21 protein-coding genes are annotated in these 24,817 nt (G+C 64.8%); 9 read left to right on the top strand and 12 right to left on the bottom strand.

Annotated elements, in window-relative coordinates:
- Positions 1-140 precede the first annotated feature (140 nt).
- The 3 genes from E2484_RS22220 to E2484_RS22210 form a co-directional block, all read right to left on the bottom strand.
- Complete coding sequence (locus E2484_RS22220) at positions 141-1,484, bottom strand: sodium-dependent transporter (RefSeq protein WP_137287383.1); 1,344 nt, start codon at positions 1,482-1,484, stop codon at positions 141-143.
- A gap of 118 nt (positions 1,485-1,602) precedes the next feature.
- A complete protein-coding gene (locus E2484_RS22215; RefSeq protein ID WP_137287382.1) occupies positions 1,603-2,313 on the bottom strand; it encodes an SDR family oxidoreductase in 711 nt (236 codons plus the stop codon).
- Between the two features lie 75 nt (positions 2,314-2,388).
- Entirely contained in the window at positions 2,389-3,447 is a 1,059-nt protein-coding gene (locus E2484_RS22210) for a dipeptidase (protein WP_137287381.1), read from the bottom strand.
- A 107-nt stretch (positions 3,448-3,554) separates the two neighbouring features.
- On the opposite strand from E2484_RS22210, the gene E2484_RS22205 reads away from it, so the two are divergent.
- Positions 3,555-4,235 (top strand): DNA methyltransferase, encoded by a 681-nt coding sequence (locus E2484_RS22205; protein ID WP_137287380.1) that lies wholly within the window; start codon positions 3,555-3,557, stop codon positions 4,233-4,235.
- Between the two features lie 9 nt (positions 4,236-4,244).
- On the opposite strand, the gene E2484_RS22200 is transcribed toward E2484_RS22205, so the two are convergent.
- A complete protein-coding gene (locus E2484_RS22200) occupies positions 4,245-5,615 on the bottom strand; it encodes an NAD(P)/FAD-dependent oxidoreductase (protein WP_137287379.1) in 1,371 nt (456 codons plus the stop codon).
- A gap of 291 nt (positions 5,616-5,906) precedes the next feature.
- Positions 5,907-7,787 (bottom strand): S9 family peptidase, encoded by a 1,881-nt coding sequence (locus E2484_RS22195; protein ID WP_170977460.1) that lies wholly within the window; start codon positions 7,785-7,787, stop codon positions 5,907-5,909.
- Positions 7,788-7,892: 105 nt separating this feature from the next.
- Between E2484_RS22195 and E2484_RS22190 the strand changes: the two genes are divergently transcribed.
- Both E2484_RS22190 and E2484_RS22185 read left to right on the top strand, forming a co-directional pair.
- Positions 7,893-9,095 (top strand): amidohydrolase, encoded by a 1,203-nt coding sequence (locus E2484_RS22190; RefSeq protein WP_137287377.1) that lies wholly within the window; start codon positions 7,893-7,895, stop codon positions 9,093-9,095.
- A 564-nt stretch (positions 9,096-9,659) separates the two neighbouring features.
- On the top strand, positions 9,660-10,232 hold the full coding sequence (locus E2484_RS22185) for a hypothetical protein (protein WP_137287376.1): 573 nt from the start codon (positions 9,660-9,662) through the stop codon (positions 10,230-10,232).
- Positions 10,233-10,356: 124 nt separating this feature from the next.
- Here the strand turns inward: E2484_RS22185 and E2484_RS22180 are convergent, their stop codons facing one another.
- Complete coding sequence (locus E2484_RS22180) at positions 10,357-10,593, bottom strand: HalOD1 output domain-containing protein (RefSeq protein ID WP_321112971.1); 237 nt, start codon at positions 10,591-10,593, stop codon at positions 10,357-10,359.
- A 319-nt stretch (positions 10,594-10,912) separates the two neighbouring features.
- On the opposite strand from E2484_RS22180, the gene E2484_RS22175 reads away from it, so the two are divergent.
- Positions 10,913-11,395: an Lrp/AsnC family transcriptional regulator gene (locus E2484_RS22175; protein WP_137287374.1), complete on the top strand. Its 483-nt coding sequence runs from the start codon at positions 10,913-10,915 to the stop codon at positions 11,393-11,395.
- A gap of 34 nt (positions 11,396-11,429) precedes the next feature.
- On the opposite strand, the gene E2484_RS22170 is transcribed toward E2484_RS22175, so the two are convergent.
- From E2484_RS22170 to E2484_RS22155, 4 genes are all read right to left on the bottom strand, one after another.
- On the bottom strand, positions 11,430-13,415 hold the full coding sequence (locus E2484_RS22170; RefSeq protein WP_137287373.1) for a SpoVR family protein: 1,986 nt from the start codon (positions 13,413-13,415) through the stop codon (positions 11,430-11,432).
- Positions 13,412-14,722: a YeaH/YhbH family protein gene (locus tag E2484_RS22165; protein ID WP_137287372.1), complete on the bottom strand. Its 1,311-nt coding sequence runs from the start codon at positions 14,720-14,722 to the stop codon at positions 13,412-13,414. Before E2484_RS22165 ends, E2484_RS22170 begins: the two co-directional genes overlap by 4 nt.
- Positions 14,713-16,986 carry a PrkA family serine protein kinase gene (locus E2484_RS22160; RefSeq protein ID WP_321112974.1) on the bottom strand — a complete coding sequence of 758 codons (2,274 nt, stop codon included), beginning with the start codon at positions 16,984-16,986 and terminating at the stop codon, positions 14,713-14,715. Before E2484_RS22160 ends, E2484_RS22165 begins: the two co-directional genes overlap by 10 nt.
- Positions 16,987-17,066: 80 nt before the next feature.
- Entirely contained in the window at positions 17,067-19,130 is a 2,064-nt protein-coding gene (locus tag E2484_RS22155) for a PrkA family serine protein kinase (RefSeq protein ID WP_137287370.1), read from the bottom strand.
- A gap of 559 nt (positions 19,131-19,689) precedes the next feature.
- On the opposite strand from E2484_RS22155, the gene E2484_RS22150 reads away from it, so the two are divergent.
- The 3 genes from E2484_RS22150 (at position 19,690) to E2484_RS22140 (ending at position 20,924) form a co-directional block, all read left to right on the top strand.
- On the top strand, positions 19,690-20,169 hold the full coding sequence (locus E2484_RS22150) for a DUF5820 family protein (protein WP_321112968.1): 480 nt from the start codon (positions 19,690-19,692) through the stop codon (positions 20,167-20,169).
- Entirely contained in the window at positions 20,162-20,371 is a 210-nt protein-coding gene (locus E2484_RS22145) for a hypothetical protein (protein ID WP_137287369.1), read from the top strand. The genes E2484_RS22150 and E2484_RS22145 overlap by 8 nt, the downstream gene beginning before the upstream one ends.
- 103 nt (positions 20,372-20,474) lie before the next feature.
- Positions 20,475-20,924 (top strand): UPF0179 family protein, encoded by a 450-nt coding sequence (locus E2484_RS22140; protein ID WP_137287368.1) that lies wholly within the window; start codon positions 20,475-20,477, stop codon positions 20,922-20,924.
- Positions 20,925-21,343: 419 nt separating this feature from the next.
- Here the strand turns inward: E2484_RS22140 and E2484_RS22135 are convergent, their stop codons facing one another.
- Positions 21,344-23,125: a M3 family oligoendopeptidase gene (locus E2484_RS22135; RefSeq protein ID WP_137287367.1), complete on the bottom strand. Its 1,782-nt coding sequence runs from the start codon at positions 23,123-23,125 to the stop codon at positions 21,344-21,346.
- A gap of 232 nt (positions 23,126-23,357) precedes the next feature.
- On the opposite strand from E2484_RS22135, the gene E2484_RS22130 reads away from it, so the two are divergent.
- The gene (locus E2484_RS22130; RefSeq protein WP_137287366.1) at positions 23,358-24,083 is read left to right on the top strand and encodes a ribosome assembly factor SBDS; all 726 of its coding nucleotides are present in this window, start codon (positions 23,358-23,360) and stop codon (positions 24,081-24,083) included.
- 1 nt (position 24,084) lies between these two features.
- Positions 24,085-24,456 carry a hypothetical protein gene (locus tag E2484_RS22125; RefSeq protein ID WP_137287365.1) on the top strand — a complete coding sequence of 124 codons (372 nt, stop codon included), beginning with the start codon at positions 24,085-24,087 and terminating at the stop codon, positions 24,454-24,456.
- Here the strand turns inward: E2484_RS22125 and E2484_RS22120 are convergent.
- Entirely contained in the window at positions 24,419-24,739 is a 321-nt protein-coding gene (locus E2484_RS22120; RefSeq protein WP_137287364.1) for an FUN14 domain-containing protein, read from the bottom strand. The genes E2484_RS22125 and E2484_RS22120 overlap by 38 nt on opposite strands.
- Between the last annotated feature and the right edge of the window lie 78 nt (positions 24,740-24,817).

Here is a 24,817-nt window from a genome sequence, read left to right as displayed (position 1 = left end):
TGCGACACACTCGCCAAGCCGACCGTAAGAGAGTTTCGAACCGAAGAACCGTCAATCACCCATAAACACGGCTGAAATTGGCTGAAAAACCATTATCGACTGGAGAAGGTTCGGGAAAATTAATCGGTGGCCGACGATTCTTAGAGCGACGGAATCGGCGGCATCTCGTAGAGGGTGTCCACGCCGAGCAGGAGCGTTGCCAGCACGGCGACCAGGACGAACGTCCGGAGCATCCAGAGCCACGCGGGACCGAACCGTGTGAGGCCGCCGGTCCCCTTCCGGAGTTCCTCGACAGCGACCGGACCGAGGACCCACCCGGCGAAGAAGACGCCGAGCAGGACCGACACCGGCAGGAGGAACTTGTACGCGATGGTGTCGAACCAGCCGAGCCACGCGGTGTTGGCCGCCGAGAACGTCCCGACGACGAACAGCACGGCACCGAAGCCGAACGCGGTGGCCTTCCGGTCGAAGCCGTACTTGTCCACCATGTAGGACGTGACGACTTCGAGCAGGCTGATGGCCGACGACAGCGCCGCGATGAGGACCACGAGGAAGAACACGACGCCGACCGCACGACCCGCCGTGCCGAGGTCGGCGAACGCCGACGCGACCGCGACGAACAGCGCGCCGGGACCGCCGCCAGCGGCCGTCTCCGAGACCCCGCCCTGCTGAGCGAACAGCAGCGGGAGGACGACGAATCCGGCGAGCAGGCCGATGAGCGTGTTCAGCACGACGATGGTCGCGCCGTCGGAGGGGAGACTCTCGTCGCCGTCGATGTACGACGAGTAGGTTATCATCGCACCCATCCCGAGCGAAAGCGAGAAGAACGCTTGGCTCACCGCGAACGGAACCACGTCGCCGAGGTTGTTGAACAGGTACTCGAAGTCGGGGTTGAGGTAGTAGGCGTAGGCGTCGGTCGCGCCGGGGAGCGTCGCGGCGTAGACTGCCAGCGCGAGCAGGATGAAGACGATGCTCGGCACCATCAGTTTCGTCGCTTTCTCGATACCGTCCTCGACGCCGAACGCGACGATGCCCGCCGTGAGAAGCATGAAGAGGCCGTGGAGCGCGATTGCGTCTACGCCGGCCGAGATGGCTCCGAAGTACTCCCCGGGGTTGCCGAAGTACGCGCCCGTGGCGCTACCGAAGACGTACCGGATGACCCACCCGCCGACGACGCTGTAGTACGACAGAATCCACATGCCGATGAACAGGCCGAGCGCGCCCACGATCGTCCACGACGGTCGATTCAACCGACCGAACGCTTCGATAGCGTTGAGCTTCGACCGTCGCCCGACGACGAACTCGCCCAGAATCGCCGGGAGGCCGATGAGGACCGCGGCGAGAAGGTAGACGAACACGAACGCCGCGCCGCCGTTGGTCGCCGTCTTGAACGGGAACTGCCAGATGTTTCCGAGTCCGACTGCACTGCCGACGGCGGCGAGGATGAAGCCCACCCTCGTCGCCCACGTCTCTCTCTGTGCCATGTGTGACGGTAGCTTTCAAACAGGCGGGTATAAACGGAACGATTCGAAGGAAGGCGAGCTATTTTTGCCGCGATTTCCTGTCAACTGGTTCGGAGAAGAGGAAAAACTTGACGAACGTTCAGGACTCGCCGTAGACGGGGACTGCGGCCCCCGACGTGACGCCGGTCGCGTCCGAGCAGAGGGCGAGTATCGTCTCGGCGATGTCGGCGGGCGCGACCCACTTCTCGTGGTCGGCGTCGGGCATCATCTCACGGTTCGCGGGCGTGTCGATGACGCTCGGCATGACGGCGTTGGCTCGGACCTCGCCCTTCTCCTCCTCGGCGATGGTCTCGGTCAGCAGGCGGACGCCCGCCTTCGAGGCCCGGTAGAGTCCGTCGCCTTCGCCGCCCTCGAGTGAGGAGCGGGCGCTGACGCTTACTATCGACCCGTTTCCGTCTCGGAGGTGGGGCAGGGCGTGCTTGCTGGCGAGGAACGCCGTCTTCAGGTTCACGTCGAACAGGAAGTCGAAGGTGTCGGCGTCGGTCTCCGCGACGGGCGTGCCGCCGCGCCACGTCCCCGCGATGTTGGCGAGGTAGTCGAATCGCCCGTGGTCGTCCACGACTTCCGAGACGACGCGTGCGACGTCGTCCTCGTCGGTGAAGTCGCCCTCGTAGAAGTCGATGGCGTCTCCGGTGTCGAGGTGGGCGTCCTCGTCGTCCGGTGCCACCACGTCCGCGGCCGCGACGGTCGCGCCCGCGTCGGCGAAGGCTTCGCAGACCGCGCTTCCGAGCGCGCCGCTGGCCCCGGTGACGAGGGCTACTCGGTCGGTGAAGTCGAAACTGACGCTCATACGAGAGATCGGTCTACTCCGAGGACGATAAAAGGCGGGTCGCTACGAAACGGGGCCGGAGTCGGTCTCCCGTCTTCACTCCCACGTCGCTCGAATCACGCGGAGCCAGTTGTCTCGCGCGATTCTCCGTATCTCCTCGTCGCCGAACCCTCGCTCGCGGCACTCCGCGAGTACGTCGGGGAGTCCCGTCACGTCGCCGATGGAGTCGAGGACCGTCGCGCCGTCGAAGTCCGACCCGAGCGCGACGTGTTCGACGCCCACCTGTTCGGCGACGTACTCGACGTGGTCTACTACCGTCGAGACGGGCGCGTCGGGGTCGCTCTCCCCGTCCGGACGGATTTGGCCCGCCGCGAAGGTGACGCCGACGACGCCGTCGGAGTCCGCGACGGCGTCGAGTTGCTCGTCGGTCAGGTTCCGACTCAACGGGCAGACGCCGTGGACCGCGCCGTGGCTCACGACGAGCGGGTCGGTCGAGACCTCGGCGGCCTCCCGGAAGGTGGCCTCGGTCGCGTGCGCGAGGTCGACGAGGATTCCCTCCTCGTTGCACGCCCGGACGAGGTCTCGACCCGCGTCCGTCAGTCCCGGACCGGTGTCCGGCGTACCGGGGTACTCGAATCGCACCCCGTGGCCGAACTCGTTCGGGCGACTCCACACCAAGCCGATGGAGCGCACCCCCGCGGCGTAGAGGAAGTCGAGGTTCGACAGGTCCGGCGCGACCGCCTCGGCCCCTTCGAGGTGGGGGATGGCGGCGATGGTTTCGGAGTCCGCGAGCGTCGCTTCGAGGTCGTCGTACTCACCGACGACCCGGACCGCTCCCTCCGAGTCGGCCGCGATGCGGTGGAGGCGAGCCAGCACGTCGTACGTGAAGTGCTTCGCGCGCTCGTGGGAGACCGCGGGCGGGAGGTCCGTCTCGTACCCCTCGTCGATCTCGCGTCGCTCGTACTCGTAGTCCTCGTTCGGGACGAAAACGGCGAAGAACCCGCCGCCGAGGCCGCCTTCGCGCGCTCGCGGGAGGTCGACGTGGCCGGATTCGCTCCGCTCGAAGAACGACCGGCCACCGCCGCGCGATTCGAGGTGGAGGTCAAGCAGGGTGTCGTTGTGGCCGTCGAAGATTCGCAGGTCGGAGTCGCTCATCTGTTGGCGAGAGGAAAGTAGCGACGAACTGTCAAACTGTCGGAGGGGGACTCCCGGCGGGTCGGGGACCCGAAATATTATCAAACATCCGCCAGAAACTCCGGCTCGTGCAGACGTTCGTGACCCTCCAGTACGAGCAGGAGACCGCGATTCCGTCCGAGTACGACGACGTGCGGACGCCCGAGGCGTACGTTCGCCACTTCCTCCGGGAGTTCTCGGAGGAGGGCGACGTCGTGTTCGATCCCTTCGCCGGGTTCGGGACGACTCTCGCCGTCGCCGAGGAACTGGGCCGGGTTCCCCACGGCGTCGAGTTCGAGGCGGACCGGGTCGAGAGTATCCGGGACCGTATCGACCACGAGGAGAACGTCGTCCACGGGAACGCGCTCGAACTCGACCCCGGCGACTTCCCGGCGTTCGACTGCTGTCTCACCTCGCCGCCGTACATGGAGCAGTCGATGGGAGTCAACCCGTTCCGGAACTACGCGGACGGGAGCGAGAGCGACTACGAGACGTATCTCCGAGACCTGACCGACCTGTTCGCTCGATTGGCCGACCTCGCCGCCCCCGACGCCAGCGTCCTCGTCGACGTGTCGAACATGAAGTACGAGGGCGACGTGACGACGCTGGCGTGGGACGCGGCCGAGTCGGTCTCGGAGTCGTTCCACTTCGAGGGCGAGGTGGTCGTCGGATGGGAGGGCGAGGCCCGCGACGACAGAGACGGGGGAACCTACGGCTACGGATACGACCACAGCTACTGTCTGGCGTTCAGCGCGGGGAAAAGCGATTGAGTTGCCGACTCAGACCGTGTACTCCGACTCCTCGAACTGGACGTACTTGCCCTTCCGGAACTTGCGCTTGGTCGTCTTGTACTTCGTGACGAGTTTCGCGCCCGTCAGCCCCGACGAGAGCTTGTACTTCAGCAGGCCGCTTCCGCGCTCGTCGGCGAGGATGTCGCTCGCCATCGAGAACGTCCGGTCCCAGTCGTCCGGCCCGTAGTCGGCCACGATGTCGGCGAAGGTGACGTTCCGAGTGATCTCCTCGCCGATGGCGTCCTTCCAGCGGTCGTTGTATCCCGATAGCTGACCTTTCCCGGCGAGTTCGCCCGCGATCTTCCCGGTCCGGACCGCGACGTGGTAGCCGCCCTCGTGGAACGCCGAGGTGGTGCCCATCGCGCCGCCGGCGACCGCGACGTTCGCCGCGGTCGGCGAGTCGATGGGTCGCGTCGAGGAGATGGGGTAGGTCTCGGTGCCCTCGCTCTTGCCTCGGTCCTCGACCAGCGGGAAGTCGCTCAGGTCGTACTCGTCGCCGTACTCGCGTTCGAGCAGGCGTTCGATGTACTCGGCGGGCCGGGGCAGGGCGTCGTCCTCGGGTCGAAGCAGGTCGTAGTCCTCGGGGTCGTCCACGTCTTCGAGGCTCATCCCGATGGGCATCGTCAGGCCCACGCGCGCGACGTTTCCGTCGTTGGGGAACACCCACGGGTAGGCGGTCTCGCCCGGCATCACGCCCCACCAGAACTTGAGCGAACTCGGGTCGAACAGGTCCTCGGGGAACTCCCGGTACTCCTGATACGCGATGTGGTTGGCCTCGTTCGGAGCCACGACCTCCGAGATGCGGCGGTCGTCGGGCGAGAACCGGTCCAGCACGCGCATCGTGACCTGTCGTTGGGGACCGTCCGCCAGGACCAGATACTCGGTCTCGATTTCCTCGCCGTCCGAGAGGTGGAGGGTGTGGGTCGGCGACCCGGTGAGGTCGGTCTCCACGTCGGTCACGCCGACGCCGACGCGGTACTCCGCGCCCGCTCGCTCGGCCCGGTCGCGGAGCCAGTCGTCCATCCGGGCGCGGTGGAAGGTGAACCCGAACCCGTCGTAAGACGACTCGATACCCGTACTCTCCATGACGCAGGCCTCGTTCGGACCGAAGAACTCGGTTCGGTCCAACTCTCGGAGGACGACGTGGTCGGGAATCTCCTCGAACGGGATGTCCATGATGTCCACCCAGTAGTCGAGCATCCCGGCGGCGTCGGTCGAGTCCGGTCCCAACTCCTCGCGGTCGGCGCGTGGTACGCCTTTCTCGACGAGGAGCGCGTCGACCCCCTGCTCGGCGGCGGCCCGCGCGGCGGAAGTCCCGGCGGGACCGCCGCCCACGATAGCAACGTCGACTCGCTTCATACCCCTACGGTTCCGCGCCTGGTATTAAAGAATTGACCTTCCGAATTCGTGACTGTTCGTCAAAGTTTTTACATCCAGAGCTATCGGTCTGATTACTGTTCGGTGGAGAGTCGCCGTAGACTACTCGCCGGGAGATAAAATCGCGCGTTCGAGGTGAGACGACGAGGTTCTCCCGTCGTCTGTCAGTTCGCGGAGCATCCGGGTCGTCGGTAGCGGGACCGGAAGCCACCCTAGACGCCCAAAACGCGTCGATGTGAATCCCGACTCACAACGGTTTATCGTCGTAGTGATCTACTCGCCGTCCTGTTTCCGGTGGGGCCGACTGCTCCCGTCGTCGGGGTCCACTGCGAGGTACTTGGCGAACAGGTCGGCCACCCGCGAGTAGGCGTCCAGGACGTTCTCGCGTTTCAGGAAGCCGTGTGGCTCGTCCTCGTAGGTCTGGAACTCGTAGGTCTTTCCGTGCTTCTCCAACTCCTCGACCAACTGCTCGGACTGGCTGAGCGGAACCCGCACGTCCTCCTCGCCGTGGAGGACCAGCAGCGGAGCGTCGACGTCGGGGACCGACCGAATCGGACTGGCCTCGCGGTAGTTCTCGACGTCGGTCGCCGGGAACCCCAGCTCGCGCTTCATGAGTCGCCAACCGACGTCGTCGGTGTCGTCCACGAAGGTCTCGTAGTCGTAGACCCCGTAGAAGGCCGCTCCGGCGTCGAAGCGGTCGGTTCTGCCGAGCGCGTTCACCGTCATCAGGCCGCCGCCGCTCCCGCCGAAGATGCCCGCGCGGTCGGGGTCCACCGCGGGGTAGGCGTCCGCGAGCGCGTCGGCGGCGTTCACCACGTCGTCCAGGTCACCCTCGCCCCACGCGAAGTCGTTGCGATTCCGGAACTCCCGGCCGAAACCGCTGGAACCCCGGTAGTTCGGCTCTATCACGGCGAACCCCTGCGCGGCGAAGTACTGGGCGCGGTAGTTGTACTCGTAGCCGTCGAACGAGGTGGGGCCGCCGTGGGGGTGGACGAGCAGGGGAATCGAGTCTGGGTCTGCCTCGTCGTTACCCTCGGGGAGGTAGACCATCGCGTGAATCTCGACGCCCCCGGTCGACTCGTAGGAAATCTCCTCCGGGTCCACGAACCGGGAGTCGAGTCCCGCGGGCGGTCGGCCCGCGACTCGCTCGCCGGTCGAGAGATTGCGGATTTCCGGGGGTGTGGCGGGGCCTCCGGCGACCGCGAGAACGTCCCCGTCGTGCCACTCGGGGAAGTAACGGTCGCCCGGTTCGTCGGTCAGGGTGGCGGTCTCGCCCGCCGGTTCCCGTGCGACGGTTCGGACGCTCACGTCGCCCTGCCGGGTGGCGGTGACGGCGAGCGTTTCGCCCGCGGTGTCCCACGCTGGCGCGCCGAAGTCGGTGCCGCGCTCGGCGAGGAGTTGCTCGGGTTCGGCCCGGTCGGGGCCGGTGAGGTAAATCGCGTCGAAACCGCTGGCGTCGTGGACGAACGCGATTTCGTCGGTGTCGGTGCTGGAGTCGGGGGCGGGCCGGGGCCGCGGCGCGTAGGCGTTGACCGAATCGCTGGCGAAAATCGGTTCGACGTCTCCGCTCCGAGAGACCCGGACGACCTGGCTCGCGCGGTCCGACCGGTCCCGGTGGCGCGTCCGGACCGCGTAGAGCGTGTCGTCGTCGGCCCACCGCGGGTCGGCGTAGAGGAACTCGTCGTCGCACAGGACCTCGACTCGGCCCCCGTCGGCCGAGGCGACCGCGAGCGACCCCGGCGACCAGTTGTCGGTCACGAACGCGATCTCGTCGCCGTCGGGCGAGAATCGGGGGTTCGAGTCGGCCGCGTCGTGGTTCGTGACGCGCGTCTTCTCACCGGTTTCGGTCTCGACGGTCCAGACGGAGAGACCGTCGTCACCCTCGCCCGCGTAGGCGATTTCGTCGCCCTCTGGGTGCCAGTCGAACCACCGCGGGTCGAAGTGGGTGTATCGCTGGGCGAGGACGCCTCTGTTGGTGAGTTTCCGGGTCTGGTCGCCGTCGCGGAGGTAGAGGTCGGTGCGATGCTCCCTGCTCACTGCGTAGGCGAGGCGATTCCCCTCTGGCTCCGGGACGACCTGCTCGGCCATCTCCGCGGTCGCGGCGTCGGCCAGCAGGTCGTCGGTTCGGGTGTCGCGGAGGTCGCGTCGGTACATGGCCGTGGTATCGCGTGACGCGGGTTTAGGTGTCGGGGTAGCGGCGAGTCGACGGTGGTACATCGAATCGAAACCCTCATCACCCCGCTTTCGAACCTTCGTGGTATGCGAGCAATCGTCAATGGTACGGTTCACACGGTGTCGGAGCGAGGGACTATCGAGGGCAGCACGGTGGTTCTCGACGACGGCGAGATTTCTGCGGTCGGGACCGACGAGGAGATAGCAGTTCCGGAGGACGCCGAGGCGTTCGACGCGGGGGGTCGCCACGTCACGCCCGGCCTCGTCGACGCCCACAGTCACGCCGGGATGGCCGAGTGGGGTGAACCCGAGGACGGCGACGTCAACGAGGTGTCGGACCCCGTGACCCCGCACGTCAACGCGCTCGACGGCTTCCACCCCCGCGACGACGAACTCAAGCACGCGTTTCAGGGCGGGGTCACGACCGTCTCGGCCCGGATGGGGAGCGCGAACGTAATCGGAGGCATCATCTGCTCGATGAAGACCTACGGCGACGTGGCCGACCGGATGCTCGTGCGAGAGGACGGCATGAAGGCCGCCTTCGGCGAGAACCCCAAGCGGTTCCACGGCGAGGAGAAGGACCGCCAGCCCTCGACCCGGCCGGGCGTGGCCGCGACCCTCCGCCAAGCCCTGATGGACGCCGAGGATTACATCGCGGAGCGCGACTACAGGCGCGAGGAGGGCGAACCCTTCGAGCGCGACCTCGGGATGGAGAACCTCGCGCGCGTCCTCGAAGACGACCTGCCGCTCCGGGTCCACGCCCACCGTGCCGACGACATCGCTACGGTGTTCCGCATCGCCGACGAGTTCGGCATCGACGACTTCTCCATCGAACACGCGACCGAGGGCCACGTTCTCGCCGAGGAGTTCGTGGAACGCGACGTGCCCGCCGTGGTCGGCCCGACCATCTCGTCGGCCAGCAAGTACGAACTCCGCAACATCACCTTCGAGACGCCGGGCATCCTCCACGACGCGGGCGTGAAGGTCGCCATCCAGACCGACGCGCCGGTCCTGCCCCAGGAGCATCTCGACGTGTGCGTCGGCCTCGCGGTCCGGGAGGGTCTGCCGAAGGACGTGGCGCTCCGGACGGTCACGCGGAATCCGGCGGAGATTCTCGGTATCGAGGACCGCGTGGGGACCGTCGAGGAGGGCACGGACGCCGACCTCGTGGTCTGGGACGGCCCGATGTTCGAGTTGGACTCGGACGCAAAGCAGGTGTTCGTGGAGGGCGAGCGAGTCTACGACGCCGACCGCGACGACGTGGACGCTCGCGAGGAGTACGCGTGGTAGCCAGCTAGAGAACGAATTTCGTTCCTTTAGGGTGTATTATCATTTCCTAAGGAAATAAAAGCTCACTTTTGGCGCGTGCTGGCGCGACCTCGCGGTTCGAGGTCGCGCCACGGCGCGCGAGGGACGAGTGAGCGACTGGAGGGAGTGAACGAGGAGGCTGGGGAGGTTTGAGGCCCGCGGTCGCGGTGCTGGGCGGTGCGGTGCTGTGCGGTACTCCGTGGCTCAAGGAGTAGCTAGCTACTCTGCCGCTCACGTTCGCGGTCGTCGGTGAGAATCGGATAGTGAGCATCGGTCGTGTTAGTTTCGAAAGCCCCCGCCCGGTCGCGTGACCGGCCCCTTTCAGTCCGCCGGAAGACGAACCGCGTCTTCCGAGCCCTCGTGAGCGAAGCGAACGAGGACACCAGACGGTAGACTGGTCGAGCAAGCGCGTCCTCGGTAAACTGGCCGAACGACCGCGCCCCCGGTAGTTCAGCACCCACCATCACGCACGTAGACACCACGAAACTAGCCATCGCGTAGACGAACCTATTTCCCGTTTCCGTACCGTACTGTCCACCGACACGCATGAGTCGGACTACGTGGACCGCGGTGGCGCGGACGGTCGAGCGCGGTATCCGGTGCGGACTCGTCGCGGTGTTCGGCGAGGGGTTCCGCCGCCGGGACCCGGGCGCTATCGTGAACGCCGTCTTCGCACTCGCGGCCACCTACCTCCCGGACTTGGTGGAACGCTGGTACGACGTGGAGTTCCGGCCGTGGCAACGGGTCTACGCCGGAATCGCCATGCTCGCCCACGCCGTCGGGATGCTCGGACCCTACGACGACACGTGGTGGTGGGACCACGTCACCCACACCCTCTCGGCGACGCTCTTCGGCGGAGTCGTCCACGCCGCCGCCCGTCGGCGCGGCCGCGACCCGACACCGCGCGTCCTCGCGGCCATCGTCTGCGTCGGTCTCGTCTGGGAACTCCTCGAATACGCCATCCACGCGGTCAGCCGTCGTCTCGGCATCGAACCCCTGCTCGTCCACTACAGCGCCAAAGACACCCTGCTGGACCTCGCGTTCAACCTCGTCGGCGCGCTCCTCGTGCTGGCGTTCGGCGACCGCTTGCTCGGGAACTTCACTCGGCGCGCCGAGTGAGCGACCGAGAGGGGCGAAGGAATCGGTGGAGGTTCGAGGCGTGAGGCAGTTGCGGTGCCGAACGGAGCGAGTACAGTTTCGAAAATTCCGGTCTCTTCCGTATACGTTACTTCTCGACGACCGCTTACTGTCGATGGGATTCGTTCGGTGTTACTGAGACCCGGCCATCCCCTGTAACGGTGATTCTGAAGCCATTATACGGGAACTCGACGTGCCCCGCGGGTTCGTCGGGCCTGCTGGTCATGCTGGCCACGACCGCCTCCAGCGCCTCGGGGTCGATGACGTCGTACAACGGCGGGGTGACCGCCACCGGCGAGACGCCTTTCGCGTCGGCGACTGCGGTGACTACGGCTTCGCTCACGCTGTGACTGTCGAAGGAAGCGGGGGCCGACTTCGCTGAGGAAAGTCTATTGCTCACAACAAATCGAGGCCGCCTGACGTTATAAACTTTTGGTCAGATACCTCGATATATCCCTATCTTACGAGAAAAAATTAGAATATCGAGGTACTCTTCTGTATACTGTGGAGAATCCATCCTAGTGGCTCCGTCCTTATATAGGGGTCCTTCACGGATTCAAATTATCCCTCTGATAGCGAGGATACGCTAAAAAATCGAAATCATACCACCTAATCGCGGGGAATATCAACAGGCTCATTGGGTTGGCTCGGATTGACTCGGTATGGCGTCGTACGAACTCGACGATGTGGACAAGCAACTCCTCGGACTGCTTCAGGAGAACGCACGGTACACGGCACTCGAACTCGCGGAGGAGGTGGGGGTGTCGGACAACACCATCCACAACCGGATGGAACGGTTGGAGGAGGCCGGTATCATCTCCGGATACACGGCGAGCATCAACCACGACCAGACCGGACTCGACCTGTATTTTCTGTTCACGTGTACCGCACGCATCAGCGAGCGCTCGGCGGTTGCTGTGGAAGCACTCGCTCTCCCACAAGTGGTCGAGGTGACCGAACTGATGACGGGCGAACGCAACCTCCTCATCAAGATGTACGGGGCCGAAGACGAGGACATTACGCACGTCGCAGAACAGATGGACGAACTCGCTCTCGAAATCAACGACGAGAACCTCATCCGCGCAGAACGTACGACGTCCCTCGATTACGTCGAAGTCGAGGAAGCGCTGTCGCAGATCGAGTAAGTCCCCTCGAGATGGCTGGTTGCCCGAATCTCGATTACGCTAGCCAGTCTTCCGGCTTGGTGTCGTAATCGACTTCGGTCGCCGCGATGTCCTCGACTTCGTTCCACGGCAGGTCCTCCATCGTGAACTGCTCGCCGTCGTATCGCAGGAGTTTCCCGACCTCCTCGGGTTCGGGTTCGCGGTCACGCCGCCGTGCGATTTCGGCGTCCCTATCGTCCACCTCCTTCACGATGGTCTTGAGGTTCACCGGACGGCCCCAGAGGTCGAACACGCGCTCCAGGGTGCGCTTGGCCTGCTCGATGTCGAGCATCACGCCGTTGTAGTGGTGGCCGAGGAGCAACTCGTTGCGATTGTTGTAGTTGCCGTCGTACACCGCGATGGTCGGCTTGCCGAAGTTGGTGAACTGGAGCATCAGTTTCTTCTTCACGTCCTCGTAGTCCGTGCTGGCGACCCGGTAGTCGCCCGTGGTCTGACTGAACTCGTAGGTGAAGTACTGGTTGTCGTTGACGAACTCCTGAGTCAGATAGCTGTCGAGGAAGGTCACGTCGTTGTTGCTCTCGCGGACTTCCCGCATCTTGTCCCAGCCGGTGGTGTAGTCCACGTCCGCGAGCGCCTCCTCGACCGAGTCGTACCGGGCGTCGTCCACGATGTAGCGCGCGAACTGCTCCAGGTCCTGTTGGGAGACCGACCGGATGAACCCGCGGTTCTGGCGCTTGCACAGCGAGAAGTGGCGCTCCGCGAGGCCGTCGTAGGTCAGTAGCTTCCACGGGTACCGCACCACGTCTATCTCGCCGTCCTTCGCTCGCTCCAGACTCTCGCCGTCTACCTTCTCCGGCACGAGGGAGTCCAACTCGTCCAGGTTCTCGGGGTCTACGGCGTCGATTCTTGGGTCGGGCGCGAGCAGGTCCTGCACCTGCTCGAAGTTCACCGTGTCGTGGAAGTTGCGCCACGTGATTCCCTCGACGCGCAGGAGCTTTCGGGCCACCTCCCGGCGGTTCTCGGTGTTCTCGATGTACTCCCAGAGCTCCTTGCCGAGCTGGTAGGGGTTGAGACCGGGCGAGTTGAGGACTCTCGCTTGGTGGTCGGCGTAGCTCAGGAACTCGTCGTCGCCCGCGAACGCCTCCTCGCCCATCATCATCGACTCCCAGTAGGCGGCCCACCCCTCGTTCATCACCTTCGTGAGCTTCTGGGCCGCGAAGTAGTACGATTCGGCCCGGAGCATCTCCAGAATCTCCTTCTGCCACTCGGTCATTTCCTCGGCCTTGCCCGACTCGTCGTCGTAGGCCTTGCCGTGGTCCCGGAGGAACGCCAGCACGTCCTTCTCGGGTTCCTCCAACTCCGCGGCGTCGGCCTGCTCGTCCATCCACTCCTCGTCGAACACCTGCTGTTTCACCTCGTCCGATAGGTCCATCTCGTCTAGCTTCTCTGCCAACTCGTCGTCGCCGAGGTCGTCCTCGTCGTCGTCCTTGCGCTCGAACTGGCGCTTGAACGGTTCGTGCTGGTCGATGTTGTCCTCCAGACACAGCACGCTGTCTATCCACTCTTCGACCGCCTCGCGGTCGATTTCGGGGTCGGCCATGTACTCCTCGATGCGCCGGGCGTGGCGCTCCAGCATCGCCGCGGCGTCCAACTCGTCGGCGAACATCCGGTACCACCGGTTCTTGGCGAAGAAGTCGGCGTGGGCCTCGACGTGGGTGATGACCGCCTTCTGGTCGGCGATAGCGTTGGACTCCTGCAGGAAGGCGTGAGAGGGGTCGTCGTTGATGACGATCTCGAACGCCTTCCCGCCGGTGTACTGGCCCTGCTTCTGCTGGCGGTCGTACTGCATCCCCCACCGCCAGTGGGGATATCGCTCCTGGAACCCGTTGTACGCGATGAGTTCGTTCATCTCGTCGTAATCGACCACCCAGTAGTTCACGTCGTAGGGGTCGAGACCCAGCTTGTGGGCCAGATTCCGGGCCTCCTCGGCCGGTTCCTGAAGCGGTTCCGCCGCCTGCTTGGTTCGGGGTCGTTCTCTCATGATTCGGCCTCCGTACTCAGGATTTCGTAGATGGCGTCGGTCACGTCCTCCGGACTGTTGACGTAGCTGACCGCCACCTCCGACGACTCGCCGAAGTGTTCCTCGACCTCTTCGGCGTGGGTCGCGTTGATGGCCTTCCCGTCGGGTTGGGTCTCGACGTAGGCGTGGAGGTTCGCCGGAATCTCCTCCATCAGCGGCACGACGTTCTCGCTGGTGTCGTTCCGCGAGTTCTCGCTGTCGCCCGCCGCGAACACGTAACGGTTCCAGTCGGTCCACGGGTAGCGCTCGTCCAGAATCGCCGCGGCGAGTTCGTACGCCGACGAGATCTTGGTCCCGCCGCCCGACCGGATGCCGAAGAACTCGTCGCGTTCGACCTCCCACGCCTCGGCGTCGTGGGCGATGTAGACGAACTCCGCGTTGTCGTACTTACCGGTCAGATACCAGTCCAGCGGCGTGAAGGTTCGCTCGACCAGCTCGCGCTTCTTCTCGCGCATCGACCCCGACACGTCCCGGATGTTGACGACGACCACGTTCTTCTCGCGCTCCTCGATGATTTCGGGGTAGCGATAGCGTTCGTCCTCCTTCCGGAAGGGGACGTGGGTGATTCCCTCCTCCTTGATTTTCTGGGCCGTGCTCCGGCGAGTGACGTTCTCCTCTACCTCCTCGATGGAGTCCCACGTCGTCTTCTCGTCGTCGGGAATCCGGCTGTAGGCCTCTTCGAGCCAGTGTTTCGAGACGTTGATGGAGTTCTCCCGCGCCCAGTCGAACGTCCTGTCCGGTCCCCACCCGTCGATTTTCAGCACCTCTTCGAGGAAGTCGGGGTCGAAGTCCATCGCCAGCTTTCGCTTCAACCCCTCCTTGAACATGCGCTCGAAGTCGAGGGTGGAGTCGGGGCCGGTCCGGGTCATGTCGGTGAAGTCGCCTTCCTTCTCCTCGATGACCTCCTTGCCCTTCGGCTCTAGATCCAGCCCCAACTCGTCGTCCAGTTCCTCGGCGAACTCCTCGGGGTCCATCTCGTAGTAGTCGTGTTCGCCCGACTCGTCGCCCGGGTCGCCCTCTTCGTCGCCGTCGCCGGGTTGTGGCTGTGGCTCGCCCACCGGGTCGCCCACGTCGGGGTCGCCCTGACCGATGCCGCCCTTGTCCATCTGGTCGTAGGCGAACTCCGGCAGGTCCACGATCTTGATGGGGATGTTTATCTCGTCGGGGAGGCTCTGGCCGAGGTCGCCGTACTGGATGAAGTCCGCGAGGTCTTGGCGCTTGTCCTCGCCGACTTCGCGGTACCGCTCAACGTCCTCTCTCAGTCCCATTTGTAGCTCACCTGATCCATGACGTGTTGGCTGGTCAGTTCGGCCGACGCCTCGGTGTAGCCGAACATCTCGACCAGGTTCGACACCGTCTCGGCCTTCAGTGCGGCCGTCTCGGTGTTGCTCGGCGGGTCGGCCCACTGGTTGGGGTCGAAGTCCTCGTACACCCGACGCACGTCGTCCCAGTCGTAGTTCGCCAGCACCGTCTTGATGACGGGAATCTCCTTGGGATCGATGTCCGATACCGAGAAGTCCTCGTCGCGGTTCTCCCACGCGTGGCGGTTGAGCGCCGTGATGACCTTGTTGCGTCGGAACTCCTCGACCGCCGGGGAGGGTCCGTGGTCGGCCCCGTAGCTCTCGGGCGAGAACCGGCCGAGGTGGTCGGTCTCGAACACCTTCATCTTGAGCGCGTCGGGGTCGACTCGCTCGCCGCGGTCGTTCTCGACCTGCTCGTCGGTCGCCCACGCGTAGACGTGTTCGATGTACTCCTCGACGGTCTCCTCATCCACCCGCTTGTCGCGCATCATCGCGTCGAGTACGTCCTCCTCCTGTTGCTGGAAGATGTGGTTCTTGACCGGCACGAGTCGGTTCTCGTACTCGGTGCGCTCGGCCGTCGAGAAGACGGGCGCGCCCGTCAGGTCCTCGGCCATCGCGTTCAGGATGTCGCGGGGCATGATGACCTCCTCGACCGCGTACTCGGCGTGAGCGCGGTCGCTCTCGTCGTTGAGCAGGTCGGCGATTACGTCACGGGTGTAGGTCACGGGGATGCCCTGCTCGCCGTCCTCTGCGTCGTCGGCGAACTCGAAGTCGTCCTTGTCGAGGCGGTCGTCGCCGTCGAGCAGGTACCCCCGGTCGAACAGTTTGGCTTTGTCCACCAAGTCGAGTCCCGCGGGCACGTCCTCGCCGTCGAGTCGGGTCACGACGCTGTAGAGCGCCGCGGCCTCGATGGCGTGCGGTGCGAGTTCACGCTGGCTCACGCCGGCCCCGTGGTCCTCCTGCCGGACGCGGACCGAGAGGGGTTCCCGAATCAGATTTTCGAGTTCGTCGTAGCTCTCGGCCTTCCACACGTCGGTCTCGTTGGTCAGTTCCCGGCGGATGAGTTCGGCCTCCAGACTCAGGTTCGTGAGGTACTTGAACCGCCGCCGGTCGAGTCGGCGCTTGAGCGCCTTCAGTGGGTCAGCGCCGCCCGCGTCGGCGTGCTGGTTGAGTTGGGCCTCCAGGTCGGGGTTCGAGATGATGAGCAGTTGGGTGTCGATGTCCATCTGGATGCCCTTGTCCAACTTGACCGTCTTCTCGTCGGGCACGTTGAGCAGTTTCTGGAGCAGGTCGGCGTGCTGGGCCGCGTCCTCCACGATGGTCAGCAGGCCGTTGCCCTGCGAGAGGACGCCGTCGTAGCTGAACGCCTGTGGGTTCTTCCGGCCCCGCGAGTCGAGTTCCTGCAACATCCCGCGCATCCACGACCCGACGAGTCGCTCCTTGGGCGGCCCGGAGTCCTCCGAGTGGAGGACTCCGATGCCGTGACCGATGTCCACCACGTAGTTCTTCACTCGGAGGTGGTTCGGGTCGGTGATTGCCGAAAACAGGTCCTCTTCGCCGGTCCGGCGGTACTGCTCTTCGAGGTAGTCGTAGGCCTCGCGGCTGAAGGGGTCGAGTTTGCTATCGACCTTCAGGTCGATGTGGTCCGAGACGTTCTCGTTGACCTGCGCGAGGACGTTCTCGCGGACCTCCTCGGGGAACACCGTGAGGGGGTTGGCCTGCACCGGACTCGGGAACCAGTTCTCCTCGTCGGCGGCCGCCCGTTCCTCGCCGTAGCTCAGCCCCCGTGCGTCGGTCGCGCTGGCGATGTTCCACTCGATGGTGTATCGGCGACCCTCCTCGGTCTTCGAGAACTCCCGAAGCCCGTTGACGAGACATCGCTTGAGTTCGGACTTGCCGGTCGCGGTCGGCCCGTCGAACCAGATTATCTTCTCGGCCTTGCCGCGCTCGGCCGCGATGGACCGGAGGTCGTCCACGAAGGCGTTCAGGACCTCCGTGTTCCCGAGGATGGCGTGTTCGCCGTCGTTGGCGGGGTCGTCGAAGAAGCGATACCGCTGTTTCTCCTCGCCCTCCTCGATGACGGTCCGGGTACCCATCGACTCGATGGCTTCGAGGAGATACTTGCTCGCGTGGGCCGCGACGGTGGGGTTCCGGAACGCCTCGTCTACGAACTCCGAGAGGCTCTTTGGCTCCTCGTAGGTCTCCCGGAGTTCGCGGTCGGCCGCTTCGATGAACTTCTGACCGTCGGCGTCCTCGCCGTCCGGGAACTCGTCGCGGCCTCTCGACCCGTCGTCGTGGCCGGTCGCCACGGTTAGTCCTCCATCTCCGCTCGGGCGACTTCTGCGCCGGCGAACTCCAGCACCTCCTTCGCGCCCTCGCGGGAGTAGCCCTGGTCGACGAGCGCCTCTATCCAGGCGTTCTGCTCGTCGTCGTCCATCTCGTTGGACGACACCAGCGCCGAGAAGTTGATGTTGTGCTTCTTGTCCTCCCAGAGCTTGCGTTCGAGCGCGCGGCGGAGGCGATCGTTGTCCTGCGGGTCGAACGGCGACCCCTCGCGGGCGCGCCGCGAGACCCAGTTGCTCACTTCCTGCCGGAAGTCGTTCTTCCGGTCGCGCGGGATGTCGAGTTTCTCCTCGACCGCCCGGAGGAAACTCTCGTCGGGTTCCTGCTCGCGTCCCGTGAGTTCGTCCTCGACGGTGTCGTCGTCGATGTACGCCATGACGTGGTCCATGTACTTCTCGCCCTGGCGCTGGATCTCCTCGATGTCGTAGGCCAGCGCGTGGCGCACGTCCTCGATAGCGCGGTCCTTGTACTCCTCGCGGACCATCTCGAGGTACCGGTAGTAGGTCTCGAAGTTCTCCTCGGGGATGGAGCCGTGGTTTTCGAGGTTCTCCTCGAAGTGGTTGAACACCGAGAGCGGACTGAGGAATCCCTTGTCGCGGTGGGTCGAGTTCATGATGGCCTCCGCGATCTCGTCGCCGATGAACCGGGCCGAGACGCCCTCCATGCCCTCGCCGATGTCGGCGTTCTCCTCGCCCTCCTCGCGGAGTTTCTTCACGTCCACGTCCTCCCCGTCTTTGATCTCGCCGTTGTAGGCCTTGACCTTCTGCATCAGGTCGACGGTTTCGGAGTCGGGGTCCTCGATGCGAGTCAGGACGCCGAAGAGTCCGGCCATTTCGAGGGTGTGGGGCTCGATGTGGACGTCGGGCACGTCGGCGTTGCCGAGCATCTTCCGGTATATCTGGGCCTCCTCGTCGTATTCCAGGACGTACGGGAAGTCGATGCGCTTGGTCCGGTCGTTGAACGCCTCCATCTTCTCGTCGCCCTTCTTGTCCCGGTACTCGGGCATGTTCGTCCGGCCGACGATGACCTGGTCGATGTCGATTCGCGGGTTGTTCTTGGGCTTGATCGTCTGTTCCTGCGTGGCGTGGAGGAAGTCGTACAGGAACTCGCGCTGGAGTTTGAGTAACTCTTCGCCGGAGAAGATGCCCCGGTTGGCGTTACAGAACGCGCCCGAGTAGTCGAACGCTCGCGGGTCGGACTCGCCGTAGATGGCGATCTTCGAGTAGTTGACGTCGCCGGTCAACTCGGTCTCGTCCTGGTTCTTCTTGTCCTTCGGCTCGAACGTCTCGACGGCCTGGCGCTTGTTCTCGTCGGCCGTGAGTCGGATGACTTCGACGTGGTTCTCCAGCACCTGCTGGATGTCGTCGTCGTAGTGGGCCAGCAGTTCGTCCATGTAGAACGCCGACGCGGGGTCTAACGACTGCTCGTTCTGGATGGTGTAGGGCGCGTCCAGATTCTCGTTCAGGTCGTCGATGACTCGCTGGCGCTGGTCGAGCGGAAGCAGGACGAGCGGGTCCTGATTCATCGGCGACCGAACCGTGTCGTCGGCCGGGTCCTGGTCGTGGATCACGTCACAGAGGTTGGTCCACTTGTAGGTGTACATCCGACCCTCGTCGCTGAGGGTGTAGTCCTCGAAGTAGGTCCGGACCTGCCGGTCGAAGTCGGACTTCCCCGACCCCACCGGACCGAGCAGGAGTTTGATACGCTTCTCCGGCCCGAGTCCGCGCGCGCCGGACTTGACCTTGTTGACGAACTCGTGGATGGCGCGGTGAATCTCGTGGCCGTAGAAGGTGTTCTCGCCGTCGTGAAGCGGGTCTTCGGAGGCGAGCAGGTACTCGACCACTCCGGCCTCCTCGTCGTACTCGGTGCCGTAGTAGTCGAACATGTCCGCCACCCGCTGGTGGGCGCTCCGGGCGATTTTGGGGTCGTCGTACACCGCGTCGAGATACCAGTCGAACGACTTGGTCTCCCGGAGGTCTTCGGGCATCGATTCTTGGTAGCGCTGGCTGAGTTCTTCCAGTGTTTCTGTCATCGTATCACGTGTTTCGTTGGGAGAGAGCGAGGACGCAAACGGCCGACCGGTGGTTCGGGAATTTGCGGTCGAAATATGTGGTAGACGTACACGCACAAAGGTGTGACGGCTGGTTTGGCAACTGATAACTTCTAGCTAGGCTGCCGGTGTCACGTCCTCTTCTGAAGGTTCTTCGGTCTCGCCCGCGCGAGACGCCATCTTGCTGGCCGTTCATGTGCGTGCCATCCCCACCCCATTTACGGCGACGACGCGACAGCGGGCGACGGACTCGTACGGTCGTGATGGGATTTTGTTAGGTGTGACCGCGTACCGCGTGGGTTGCTACCACCGATACTATTTAATGGATGAGATGAAGCGATATATAACTGTTGGCTCGACTCGTTTTCTATATAGTATAAATTAAATCCATTGAACACCGACGACTGGAGGGGGTGAGTGGCGTCGGCTATTGGATGATAACAGGTACCATAAACCACCTTTAAGTTGAAGTGAGCGAGCGGGCCCCAGTCGCCAGCACGCGACCGGCAGGGCCTTATCCGACAGGGCCGAACCGACGACCATGAGCGATGGCGACCCATCGGCGGACGAAGCGCCGACCCGCGACTCGGCAGGCCGCGACTCGCCGGACGACGCCGACCCGCCGGAGGACGGTTCGAGCGACGCGAACCTCCCGGACGGATGGACGGTCTGGAACGACGAACCCGGCGGGCGGCGAATCCTCGCGTACCGTCCGGACGTGTTCGACGCCGACCAGTTCCCCGCGGCGTGTATGCCGACGCTGTACGTCGCCGCGGGCGCGCCCAACCGCCCGGCCGCGGAGGCCGAATACGGGACGACGAAGGTCTGGCGCGTCGAGTTCTTCCTCGAACCCGAGGTGGAGTTAGTCCCCGCACGCACGTACGACACCCGCGAGGACGCACTGACAGGTGCCCGCGAACTCGCCGGGGAGTTCACCCGCGGCGAACTCGACCACCGCGACGCGTATCAGGTCCCGCGCGACGAGTATCTGGACGAACTGGACGAGTTGACCGGTGAGTAGCGAACGCTCGGCCGAACGAAACGACCTGCGGGCGCTCGGTGCGACGACCGACAGTCTGGGTGCCCTCGTGAGCGAAGCGAACGAGGGCTCGGAAGACGCGGTTCGTCTTCCGGCGGACCGAAAGGGGCCGGTCACGCGAGCAGTGCGCGGCGCTTCGCGCCGCGAGCGGGCGGGGGCTTTCTACCCGTTCTTCACCGTGTGACTTCTACGGCGGTAGCAGGTCCGTTCGAGACGCTTCTCTCCACGACTCCAACCCGAAACGACAGGACGAGAGTCTTAACCCGGAGGCCCGCGTATCCGTTTCCATGTCATCCATCACCCTCATCGGAACCCGCCTCGCAGAACCCGGACAGGAGTTCGTCTATCAGGGCGAAGCCTCGGCCTGCGACGGTTGTCCGTACCGCGACCAGTGCCTGAATCTCTCGGAGGGCGTGCGCTACCGCGTCAACGACGTGCGCGACGGCGCACAGACACTCGACTGCGGCGTCCACGATACCGGCGTCACGGCGGTCGAGGTCGAACCGGTCGGCATGAAGGCCAACGTCCCGGCGAAGAACGCCTACGCCGGAAGCAAGGCCGAACTCGCGGGACCGTGCCCCCACACCGAGTGCCCGAGCCACGAGTTCTGCGAACCCGCGGGCGCGGAGTTCGACGAGGACTACCAGATCGCCGAGATAGTGGGCGACCCGCCGCACGACTACTGCATGCTGGACCGCGATTTGACGTTGGTCGAGTTCGCGCCGGAAGAGGAGTGACGGAGTTTTAGTTGTCCTTTGTACAGGTATTTATTTCTTTAATGGGTATATTGGAGTTCTTAGTAGAGGACAACGTTGCCCACGGTACGATTGCTGGAAGTCGTTTGCTGAGGTCGATTTCGGTGAACCGAGTGGTCTCATCGAGTGACGCACGGCTACCGTGAGAGAGGAGCGGAAGCTATCTACTCCTCGAGCCAACCATATCCGCACCGCAACTGCGGGCCTCACACCTCCCCACCCGCCTGCGCTTCTCGGCCACGGGCCTGCGATGCTCGTCCCTCGCGTACCGTGGCGCGACCTCGAACCGCGAGGTCGCGCCAGCACGCGCCGAACCGGAGGTTAAGCACCGCGCGCAGGGTCGACTACCGACAACTGCGCGCTGGCGGTAGAAGACGGCGAGCGGACGCTCCGAAGCGGGGTCAGAACTCGTCCAGATACCCCGCGAAGGTCTCGGCGGCGCGCTCGTAGGGGACCGCGCTCGTCACGTCGATGCCGAGGCGGTCGAACTGCGCGAGCAGGTCCCTCCGGCCCGTGTTCCGGAGGAAGTCGCGGAACTCTGCCGGAGTGAGACTCCCCTCGCGGAGTCTGTCGCGAACGACCAGCGCGCCCGTCGCGCCGAGGACGTACTGGAAACTGCTGTAGGGGTCGCGTGCGCCCCGACCGAGCCAGTTTCGGCCCGCGCGGTCGTCGTACGCGACTTCGGGCCGGAACTCCGCGAGGAGGTCAGCGTACGAGTCTCGGATTCGCTCGGCGGAGAGGCTCTCGCCCTCCTCGACTGCGGTGGCGAGTCGGTGGTCGAACGCCGAGTGCATCGCCGACTCGTAGAAGTTTCCGCCGAGACACTCCAGCAGGCGGTTCTTCGCGTGGGCCGCGACCGGTCCGCCGCGTTCCAGCCAGTGTTCGGCCAGCAGAATCTCGTGGAGTATCGACGGAATCTCGGTGATAGCGGTGGGACAGGTCGCGTATCGAGTCGGCCCCTCGCGGTGGTACGAGACGTTGAGCGCGTGGCCGAGTTCGTGACAGACGTACGACGCGGTGCGCACGTCCTCGCGGTAGTTCGCCAGCACGAACGCGCCGTCGGCGGCCGACGACGGGCAGTACGCCGGGATGTCCGTCCGCTTGTTTTCGGTCGGGAACACGTCGATGCGTCGCTCCTCGAAGAACGACCTCGCGCGAGCCACGTAGTCGTCGCCGAGCGGCGCGAGTGCGGCGAGAACGTCCGATTTCGCCTTCTCGTAGGGAATCTCGGGGTCCGGCGCGTCGGCGACCGACGCCGAGAGGTCCCACGGCCGAAGCGCCTCGACGCCGAGGCGTTCGCGTCGAACCTCTTGGGCGCGGTGATACGGCCCGAGGTTCGCCCGCACCGCGTCGAGCATCGCGTCGTGGACGACCCCAGGCAGACTCGGTTCTCCCCCCGATTCGGGGTAGGTCCCGCGGAAGTCGCGGTCCCGAATCGAGTCGTACCCCCGGACCTCGGCCTCGGTGCTGGCGGCGGCCAACTTCTCGGCGTAGGCCCGCGAGAGGACGTTCTCGAAGCGGTCCATCTCGGCCCGGTAGGTCTCGTACACTCTCCGGCGGTACTCCCGATTCGGGTGCGACAGTTCGTCGCGGTAGTTACCGTACCGGAGTGCGACCGTCTCGCCGTCCGGGCGCTCGATAGCTGGCGGGTCGAAGTCCTCGGTCGTGACGGCGCGAATCACTCTGGTCGGCCCGGACCGGACCTCGCCGTGGGCCGCGATGGCGTCCTCGGCGTCGGGCGACCGGACCCGGTCGGCCTGCTCGCGCAGACGGTCGGCGTATCGGCGGTACTCGTCCAGTTCGTCCACGAACGCGTCGAGGCGTTCGTCGTCGGTCCTGCGAAGCCGACGCTTCACCGCCGCGACGACGGGGTCGAACTCGGTTTCGAGGTCCCGGAAGCGTCGGAGCAGGTCGTCGGCCGCCGCGGACTCGGTGTTGACGTTCTCGTATAGCGTAGCGTACAGGTCCAATCGCTGCTTTCGGCGATAGCACGCCTCGGTGCGTTCGAGGAGCGCCCGGAGGTCGGCCGCGGTTTCGAGCGACTGGTCGGCGCGAGACTCCAACACCTCGATATTCTCCCGCAACGTCGCCGCGGCGTCGTCCCAGTCGACGGGCGACTCGTAGATGCGCGTCAGGTCGAATCGGTACTCGGGGTTCACGTCGTCTCTGGCTGGTAGACTCATGGCTGTCTGTCGTGAGTGGTGTTCGGAAGCGATGCGAACGACTGACCGGGGGCGAGCGCCGGTCGGGAGGAGTTAGCGGGTCATCGGTCGCCTGCCGTTGATCGAACGTGTCACGCCATCGTAATAACTCTACCGCACGTACTCCCCGACGTACACCTGCCAATCCGCGCAGACGCGCTGGACGAAGAAAAGTGGGCAAGACTATTTTAGACGGGGGACACTACCGTACCGTATGATACCACTCGAAGAGGCGGTGACGGCCCGCCTCGAATCTCACGGCGAACGGTTCGAGGTGCTCGTAGACCCCGACGCGGCGCTCGAAATCAAGCGCGGCGAGTTCGAGGGCGAACTGGAGGACGTCATCGCCGCCGAGGACGTGTTCGAGAACGCGAGTCGCGGCGACCGACCGGCCGAGACCGCCCTCGAAGAGGTGTTCGGCACGACCGACCCCCTCGAAATCATCCCCGAGGTCATCAAAGACGGTGAGATCCAGATCACGGCCGAACAGCGCCGCGAGATGCAGGAACAGAAGCACAGGAACCTCGTCAACCGCATCACGCGCAACGCGGTCAACCCCCAGATGGACAACGCGCCGCACCCGCCGGAGCGCATCGAGTCCGCGTTGGAGGAGACGGACTTCCGGGTGGACCCGATGGAACCCGTCGAGACGCAGGTCGACGACGCCCTCGACGCGCTCCGGCCGGTCATCCCCATCCGATTCGACGAGGTGACGGTCGCGGTCCAGATTCCCGCCGACTACGCCGGGAGCGCGCAGGCCAAGATTCGGCAGTTCGGCGAACTCGAACGGGAGGAGTGGCAGAACGACGGCGGGTGGGTCGGCGTCCTCACGTTCCCCGCCGGGATGCAAAACGAGTTCTACGACCTCGTGAACGAACACACCAGCGGCGAGGCCGAGACCCGAATCATCAAGGACGAAGACGAACTCAGTACGCGGTAGGATGGCGCTCGTAGACGTACTCGCGTACGACCAGCCCGACGGCGAGACGGTCTACAGGGCGGTCGAAGCCGGACGTGCCAGCGACGTCGTCGCGGCTCACGAGGCCGAGTACCGGAAGCGCCGAGGTATCCTCTGGGCGTTCGCGGGGATGGCCGCTGTCGCGTCGGTCGGCTACAGCCTCCTGATCGTCCAGCGACCGCTGTTCGGCGTCGTCGCAGCGCTGGGCGTCCTCGGAGTAGTCAGACACCGGTCGTCGAAGAAGGAACGGTTCGTTCCGAGCGTGGCCGCGGAGCGTCTCGACCGCAGCGAGGCGGTCCGACAGTACGACGTGGAAACTATCCCTTCCGGAAGCCGAGCAGGAAGCCACCGGTGAACCCGGCACCGACCGAGAGCGTCGAGAGGATACTCGTCACCCACGAGGGCGGCGTGCCGCCCTGTGCCGCGTCGCCCGCTTTCACCGCGCCCGCGGTGAGCCTGTTCCAATCGACCGTCAGGATTCCTCTCGATTCGAGGAACTTGAACAGCGCCAGTTCGAGACCGACGATGACGGCGATGAGTTTTGCGACCTTCTTGGCGGCGAATCCGATGACGCCGCCGACCACGGCCCCGGACCCGAACTCGAGTCCGAGTTGCTGGGGGTCGATTTCGAGGGGCATACGACCAACCCCTCGTCGATGGGATAAGATTCTTGTGGTACCTCAGTTCGGACGTTGAACCGAGACGAAGCGAAGATT

The sequence above is a fragment of the Halorussus salinisoli genome (assembly GCA_005239435.1).
Classification (GTDB): domain Archaea; phylum Halobacteriota; class Halobacteria; order Halobacteriales; family Haladaptataceae; genus Halorussus; species Halorussus salinisoli.
The sequence above is the reverse complement of the archived record's forward strand: the minus strand, read 5'-3'. Positions and strand labels throughout refer to the sequence as shown.

Excerpts from the sequence above, each read along its gene's own strand:
- E2484_RS22220 (WP_137287383.1), bottom strand. The coding sequence starts at position 1,484 with ATGGCACAGAGAGAGACGTGGGCGACGAGGGTGGGCTTCATCCTCGCC.
- E2484_RS22135 (WP_137287367.1), bottom strand. The coding sequence starts at position 23,125 with ATGAGTCTACCAGCCAGAGACGACGTGAACCCCGAGTACCGATTCGAC.
- E2484_RS22200 (WP_137287379.1), bottom strand. The coding sequence starts at position 5,615 with ATGAAGCGAGTCGACGTTGCTATCGTGGGCGGCGGTCCCGCCGGGACT.
- E2484_RS22190 (WP_137287377.1), top strand. The coding sequence starts at position 7,893 with ATGCGAGCAATCGTCAATGGTACGGTTCACACGGTGTCGGAGCGAGGG.
- E2484_RS22120 (WP_137287364.1), bottom strand. The coding sequence starts at position 24,739 with ATGCCCCTCGAAATCGACCCCCAGCAACTCGGACTCGAGTTCGGGTCC.
- E2484_RS22195 (WP_170977460.1), bottom strand. The coding sequence starts at position 7,787 with ATGTACCGACGCGACCTCCGCGACACCCGAACCGACGACCTGCTGGCC.
- E2484_RS22140 (WP_137287368.1), top strand. The coding sequence starts at position 20,475 with ATGTCATCCATCACCCTCATCGGAACCCGCCTCGCAGAACCCGGACAG.
- E2484_RS22130 (WP_137287366.1), top strand. The coding sequence starts at position 23,358 with ATGATACCACTCGAAGAGGCGGTGACGGCCCGCCTCGAATCTCACGGC.
- E2484_RS22170 (WP_137287373.1), bottom strand. The coding sequence starts at position 13,415 with ATGAGAGAACGACCCCGAACCAAGCAGGCGGCGGAACCGCTTCAGGAA.
- E2484_RS22150 (WP_321112968.1), top strand. The coding sequence starts at position 19,690 with ATGAGCGATGGCGACCCATCGGCGGACGAAGCGCCGACCCGCGACTCG.
- E2484_RS22165 (WP_137287372.1), bottom strand. The coding sequence starts at position 14,722 with ATGGGACTGAGAGAGGACGTTGAGCGGTACCGCGAAGTCGGCGAGGAC.
- E2484_RS22185 (WP_137287376.1), top strand. The coding sequence starts at position 9,660 with ATGAGTCGGACTACGTGGACCGCGGTGGCGCGGACGGTCGAGCGCGGT.
- E2484_RS22175 (WP_137287374.1), top strand. The coding sequence starts at position 10,913 with ATGGCGTCGTACGAACTCGACGATGTGGACAAGCAACTCCTCGGACTG.
- E2484_RS22215 (WP_137287382.1), bottom strand. The coding sequence starts at position 2,313 with ATGAGCGTCAGTTTCGACTTCACCGACCGAGTAGCCCTCGTCACCGGG.
- E2484_RS22125 (WP_137287365.1), top strand. The coding sequence starts at position 24,085 with ATGGCGCTCGTAGACGTACTCGCGTACGACCAGCCCGACGGCGAGACG.
- E2484_RS22210 (WP_137287381.1), bottom strand. The coding sequence starts at position 3,447 with ATGAGCGACTCCGACCTGCGAATCTTCGACGGCCACAACGACACCCTG.
- E2484_RS22155 (WP_137287370.1), bottom strand. The coding sequence starts at position 19,130 with ATGACAGAAACACTGGAAGAACTCAGCCAGCGCTACCAAGAATCGATG.